Consider the following 6,179-nt stretch of genomic DNA (forward strand, 5'->3'; position numbering starts at 1 on the left):
CCATCCGTCTTGCCGCCCCCGCCACCGTCGTCACTGCAGGCCGCCAGCAACGCCACCGCCAGCACCACGCCCATTCGCTTCGCCATGTGCCAGTTCATGCGATTCGTCTCCCTGCGCTCAACGCGAATGGCGTGCCAACCATGACCTGCGCACAGCGTCAAGCACCCTGGACCCCGGCCGGCCCGATAATGTCCGCAAGCCCGGAGGCCGGGCCTGCGTTCCCGGCCACTTGGCCGATTCCCGGGGAACCTACGGGCGGTATGGTAGCGGCACAATGGGTCGGGAAGACTCCCACCTTGGGGCACTTTCAGTACAGGGGCGAAGCATGAAGCGCGGCGGCGAATCAGGCCAGGTGGCGGTGGAGACGGCCATCGTCTTGCCCCTGTTCGTGTTCATGCTGCTGGGCATCCTGCAGCTGGGGCTGATGCACCAGGCCCGGCTCCTGACGAAGTACGCGGCCTACAAGGCCGTGCGCGCCGGCTCGCTGCACAACGCGGACATCCCCACCATGGAGAAGGCCGCCCTGGCGGTGCTGCTGCCCATGGTGAGCACGGCCGCCAGCGGGGGCGCGGAGGTCATCAAGCCCATCACCAGCGCCGGTGACTTCAAGTCCAAGTTCGAGTCCGGAGACATCTCCAAGAACAAGATGAACGACGCCTCCGGCCTGAAGTTCGCGGAGGTGACCATCTGCAACCCGCTGAAGGGGGACCTGGGCTCCGGCTCCCACGGCAACAAGGAGATGGACTTCGATGATCCGAAGGTCGCCTCCGGTGACGCCGGCTGGGCGGACAGCCTGCGCACCAAGCTGAGCGTGCAGGTGACGTTCAACTACCGCCTGCCCATCCCGTTCGCGGACGTCTTCATCTACAACATCGCGCGGGGCCGCGACCTGCCGTACGTCCTGCGCCTGGGCAAGGACTCGGACCGGGACGAGTTCATCGTCAAGAAGATGTCCAAGTACGACGCCGCCGCGAACAACAAGCTCTACATCCTGCCCATCCGCGCCACGTACATCATGCGGATGCACTCCAATCTCTACCTCACCCAGAAGGAACTTCCGGAGGAGAACGAATGCATCTTCCCGTTCGAACCGTGAGGTCCGCCTCCCGGCCCAAGCGCCGCCACCGGGGCCAGGCCCTGGTGCTCGCGTGTCTGTCGTTCCTCCTGCTCGCGCTGATGACGACGCTGAGCTTCAACCTCAGCCACGCCCTGCGGGAGAAGATGAGCCTGCAGCAGCACAGCGACGCGCTCGCCTACTCCATGGGCGTCGTGGAGGCGCGCGCGCTCAACTACTACGCGGCCAGCAACCGGGCCATCGCGTCCGCCTACGTGGGCATGACGTCCGCGCACGGCTACATGGCCGCCGCCAGCGCCACGGGCGACATGATGCGCGCCGGCATGATGAGCTTCTTCATCGTCGCGGCCCTGGAGGTGGCGCAGTGCCCGCCCTACAACTTCCAGCACTGCTTCGACGCGCTGGAAGCGGTGATGATCGCCATGGACTACAGCTCCAAGGCCAGCGACTACGACTCCAAGGTCAAGGACGTGGAGGAGAAGTTCAACAAGGTCATCCAGGACCTGAACAAGATGGCGAACGACATCCATGAGTCGCAGAAGTCCGCTCACAGCAAGGCGCGCAACGCCGTGCGCAGCGGACAGTCCGCGAACCTGTCGGACCTGACCGACTGGAACGTCCCCGGCGCCAACGCGCTCGACTCGTCCGTGGGCGGGCTCAACGCGGAGGAGTTCGACTGCGCGGTGGACGGCATGAACTGCTCGCGCGCCGGCTCCAGCAACAAGGCCCGCGCCCAGGTGATGACGGAGATCGCCAACGCCTCGCGCCCCGGCTGGGCCGCCAACCGCAGCCTGCCCGTCATCATGAACGGGCTGCCCACCTACTTCAAAAGCGACTTCATCAAGGACCTGCTCAAGGACATCCCCCAGGAGGGCACCCACATGGTCGTGGGGCACCAGGGCACGGCCAAGGTCGCCCAGACCAAGAGCAACATCCACGGCCCCGGCCAGGTGACTGGCAACGAGGGCAAGGTCGTCGTCGCGGACGAGCACGGCACCCTCATCTCGCAGTGGCGCCACGGCTTCGGCGTGGGCACGTATAAGGCCCTGGTGGAGAGCAGCGAGAACGGCGGCAGCCACGAGCCCTCCGGTGCCCACTCCGGCCAGCACGACGAGTTCAAGGGCATCAACACCAAGGACCTGATGTCCTGCTCGTCCACCGGCAACTGCTTCATGAAGTTCCGCGCCGACGACAACCCCGACACGGACTGGGGCCAGCCGCACGTCTACAGCTACGTCACCAAGCAGTTCTTCGTGGGTGACCCGAAGAAGGCGCCCTGGGAGCTCAACGACAGCGGCTCGTTCACGCTCACGCACGGCGCCCAGGGCGACGGAAAGCTGCAGCTCGCGCCCGGCGAGGGCGCGGCGCTCTCCAAGGCGCTCGTCTACTACCACCGCCTGGGCCCCAACGGCTGGAAGGAGGCCCCGGGCCTCTTCAACCCCTACTGGCGCGTGAAGCTGCACCCGTTCACCGCCCAGGAGGCCTCGAAGGTGCTCAACCGCGCCGGCAACGGCGACGCCGCGGACCTCGCCGGCGCCAAGGACCTGGCCCTATGAGCGCCGCGCCTTCGTCCCTCCGCCGCGTCCGGGGCGCCGCCTCCGTGGAGATGGCGCTCTCCATGATCGTCCTCATCCCCATCTTCATGTACGCGCTCTTCCTGGACGACCTCCTGCGCTATTCGCTGGATGCCCAGGAGGCCGCGGTGACGACCATCTGGGACTTCACCACGCAGGACTACACGAAGGCGCTCAAGCAGAGCGGCGGCGGCGGCACGGGCCCCCAGGGCGGCAGCTCCAACGTGCAGCACAACGCCCGCCTCACCTACTGCGACCACGAGTCCGGCATCGACCGGCCGGACGCCATGTCCGGCAGCAACTACGCGGACTGCGAGGACCTGGACCACCACCTGGCGGTCGTCGCCCACGTGTGCTGGATGAACGCCAAGGCCAAGCAGGTGACGTGCGAGGCGCCGGACACCGGCGCGGCGTCGCTGGGCGGCCTGGCCGGCAAGTACCAGGACCAGTTCACCAACGGCGGCTACATCGAGTGCTCCGCCCGCGCGGTGGTGGAGAACTACCTGCTGCCCGAGCAGTTCCTGCCGGAGTTCAGCAAGAACGTGGCGCTGACCAAGAAGAACTGGAAGGGCGAGGGAGACGTCCACGCGAACGCCCAGCAGGGGACGGAGGGCAAGGGCGGCAATGCGTACTTCCTCAAGGAACAGCGCATGAGCATCATCACCGACACCTGGGCGCTGACGGAGGACGCGGACATCTCCCCGTCGGACTCCAGCGGTGAGTTCTACGAGCGCGTGGACTACGTATACTCGAACGTCAACAGCGTCTGGGCCATGAAGAACAGCATGCAGCAGTTCCGCAGCGCGCTGACCCAGGACCTGCTGGACGGCACCATGCTCTACATGTTCGAGGACTCGCCCAACAACCCGTACGTGTCCATCCACCCGCACCTGGCCAACATGCAGACCCCGTCCAACACCGTGGACCAGGAGGGCAGCACCCGCTACTTCAACCAGGAGTGGCGTGACTGGGACAACGACAAGAACCAGGACACCTACAAGCACGGGCAGCGGGGCGAGTGGTACATGGGGTGCAAGGATCCGGAGTCGTGCTGAAGGAGCTGTCCTCGCATCCCGCCTTCCGCACCGCGGCGGTGCTGGTGTCGGTGGCGGTGGCGGGCATCCTCATCGGCATGGGCCTGGAGGAGGCGCGCTACGGGGGCGCCACCACGGAGCTGGAGCGCGCGGAGGCCGCCGCGGATGAGCTGGACCAGGAGGCGACGGCGGCGAGCGGCCCCACGCGCTCCAAGCGGGACGAGGCCATCCTGGCGCGCACGCTGTCGTACTTCCCGCCCTATCCCAACGGCGGCCGCCCGGAGGCGCTGGCCGCGGACTACCTGGGGGCGGACACGCCCATCGCGGCGGCGTGGTTCTCCACGCAGGACTCGTCGGACCAGGTGCTGCAGCACTACCGCAAGTTCCTCCTGGACCAGGGCCTGCCCGTCGTGGGCGTGCGCTTCAACGACAACGCCGGCTACGTGGGCTACTGGGTACCCAAGGACGACGAGGTGCGGCTGATGTCCACGCTGCACCAGGGGGACGAAACCATCGTCTTCGTGTCCTCTGCGCGCATGCGCAACTACCTGGAGCGCGCCGGCCGGGTGCCCCCGGGCGTCCCAGTGCCCCGGGGCCTGCGGGACGTGGCGTCCCTGTCCCTGCGGATGGAGGGCGCCACCAACATCACCGTGTCGGGCCGGGTGCCGGACACCACGCTCCCCGAAGCGGAGCAGGCCTACCGCGCGCAGCTGGGCGACCAGGGCTGGAGCGTGACGGAGGCCCGTCAGGAGGGCTTCCAGGAGACCCAGCTGAGCCTGACGCGCCCGGGGCTGCGCGGCCAGGCCACCTTGAGGCAACCTGCCGCGCAGCAGGCGGTGGACTTCCACCTGTCCCTGATGCGGGCCCAGGGCGCGCCATGAGTCGCGCGCGTGGAGAGCGAACGATGAGCCGTTTCAAGAAGCAGGTCCTGGCCCTGTCCCTGGGCGTGGGCGCGCTGCTGTGGGCCCCCCAGGCCGTCGCGGGCGTCAGCTGCGAGCGCCGCTGCGCGGAGGACAAGGTGAAGTTCGAGAAGGTCTGCAAGGAGAAGGCGAAGAACGCGCAGCCCTACTGCACGAAGGTCGCCGGCCAGGCGAAGGACAAGTGCGTGGACCAGTGCCGCAACGGCAAGAAGGGCGGCGGCGGTGGCACGACGATGGAGGCGCCTCATGAAGACGCGCACTAGCCTGAAGCAGGGACTCCAGCGCGGGCAGGCCATGGCGGAGTACGGCGTCATCACGGCGGCGTTCTTCGGCTTCACCGTGCTGAGCTGGCCGTTCCTCATCCAGCTGCTGCGGGCCCTCAACACCTACTTCCAGTCCATCTACTACATCATCCAGTCGCCCATCCCCTGACGTCAGGGACGGGCGGCCGGAACGGGTGGGGCGCTTACGGCTTCACGGTGGTGACGAACACCGCCTTGCCGCCCTCCACCTTCATCACCACGGCCTGCTTCACCGCGTCGCGGTTGGCGTCCAGGTTGATGGTGCCCGCCACGCCCGGGAAGTCCTTCGTGGCCGCGATGGCGTCACGCAGCGCGGGCCCGGAGGTGTCCGGCGCGCGCTTCATCGCATCCACCAACAGGCGCCCGGCGTCGTACGCCAGCACCGCCACGCTGTCCGGCACGCTGCCGTAGGCGGCCTTGTACTTCTTGAGGAAGTTCTGGACGACGGGGTCCGGGTTGTCCGGCGAGTAGTGGTTGGAGAAGTAGCTGCCCTCCAGCGCGGAGCCGCCCAGCTCGTACAGCTTGTCGGAGTCCCAGCCGTCACCGCCCAGCAGCGGCACGCGCAGGCCCACCTCGCGCGCCTGCCGCGCGATGATGCCCACGTCCGTGTAGTAGCCCGGGACGAACACCGCCTCCGGCTTCATGTTCTTGATGGACGTGAGCTGCGCGCGGAAGTCCGTGTCGCCCTTGGAGTAGCTCTCGTTGCCGACGATGGTGCCGCCGAACTCCTTGAACTTCTGGTTGAAGACGTCCGCCAGGCCCACGGAGAAGGCGCTCTTGTTGTCGGTGAGCACCGCCACCTTGTCGAGCTTCAGGTTCTCCCGCGCGAACTTCGCCATCACCAGGCCCTGGAACGGGTCGATGAAGCAGACGCGGAAGATGTAGTCGCCCTTCTTCGTCACCTCCGGGCTGGTGGAGGTGGGGGTGATCATGGGCACCTTGCCCGCCTGCGCCTTGTCCGCCATGGCCATGGACACGGACGACGCGGCCTCACCCAGGAGCGCCACCACCTTGTCCTGCGCGATGAGCCGCGTGGCCGCCTGGGCGCCTTCCTCCGGACGGCCCTGGCTGTCGTAGACGCGCACCACCAGCTTCTGGCCGCGCACGCCGCCTGCGGCGTTGGCCTCCTGGAGCGCCAGGTCGATGCCGTTGCGCGCGGAGATGCCGAAGGTGGCCTCGGAGCCGGTGAGGCTGCCCACCTCGCCAATGAGGATGCTGCCTTCCGGCGGAGGCCCGGGCGGGGCGGCGGTGGCGCCGCCCGCCTGAGTGGTGGG

The 6,179-nt window shown here is 67.7% G+C and carries 7 protein-coding genes; 6 read left to right on the forward strand and 1 reads right to left on the reverse strand.

Features of this window, described 5'->3' with window-relative positions; translation table 11 throughout:
* The first annotated feature begins 325 nt into the window (after positions 1 to 325).
* The 6 genes from D7W79_RS37270 to D7W79_RS37295 are packed head-to-tail and all read left to right on the forward strand — an operon-like array spanning position 326 to position 5,035.
* Positions 326 to 1,096: a TadE/TadG family type IV pilus assembly protein gene (locus D7W79_RS37270; protein WP_120530028.1), complete on the forward strand. Its 771-nt coding sequence runs from the start codon at positions 326 to 328 to the stop codon at positions 1,094 to 1,096.
* Positions 1,093 to 2,631 carry a hypothetical protein gene (locus tag D7W79_RS37275; RefSeq protein WP_336243749.1) on the forward strand — a complete coding sequence of 513 codons (1,539 nt, stop codon included), beginning with the start codon at positions 1,093 to 1,095 and terminating at the stop codon, positions 2,629 to 2,631. Before D7W79_RS37270 ends, D7W79_RS37275 begins: the two co-directional genes overlap by 4 nt.
* On the forward strand, positions 2,628 to 3,704 hold the full coding sequence (locus D7W79_RS37280) for a hypothetical protein (RefSeq protein WP_120530030.1): 1,077 nt from the start codon (positions 2,628 to 2,630) through the stop codon (positions 3,702 to 3,704). The genes D7W79_RS37275 and D7W79_RS37280 overlap by 4 nt, the downstream gene beginning before the upstream one ends.
* Complete coding sequence (locus tag D7W79_RS37285; protein WP_120530031.1) at positions 3,698 to 4,564, forward strand: hypothetical protein; 867 nt, start codon at positions 3,698 to 3,700, stop codon at positions 4,562 to 4,564. Before D7W79_RS37280 ends, D7W79_RS37285 begins: the two co-directional genes overlap by 7 nt.
* A 23-nt stretch (positions 4,565 to 4,587) precedes the next feature.
* The gene (locus D7W79_RS37290) at positions 4,588 to 4,866 is read left to right on the forward strand and encodes a hypothetical protein (protein WP_120530032.1); all 279 of its coding nucleotides are present in this window, start codon (positions 4,588 to 4,590) and stop codon (positions 4,864 to 4,866) included.
* Positions 4,850 to 5,035: a hypothetical protein gene (locus D7W79_RS37295; protein WP_120530033.1), complete on the forward strand. Its 186-nt coding sequence runs from the start codon at positions 4,850 to 4,852 to the stop codon at positions 5,033 to 5,035. The genes D7W79_RS37290 and D7W79_RS37295 overlap by 17 nt, the downstream gene beginning before the upstream one ends.
* A gap of 34 nt (positions 5,036 to 5,069) precedes the next feature.
* On the opposite strand, the gene D7W79_RS37300 is transcribed toward D7W79_RS37295, so the two are convergent.
* Positions 5,070 to 6,179: ABC transporter substrate-binding protein (locus D7W79_RS37300; RefSeq protein WP_147442246.1), on the reverse strand; the 1,110-nt coding region annotated here is incomplete at its 5' end.

Source organism: Corallococcus exercitus, assembly GCF_003611585.1.
Classification (GTDB): domain Bacteria; phylum Myxococcota; class Myxococcia; order Myxococcales; family Myxococcaceae; genus Corallococcus; species Corallococcus exercitus.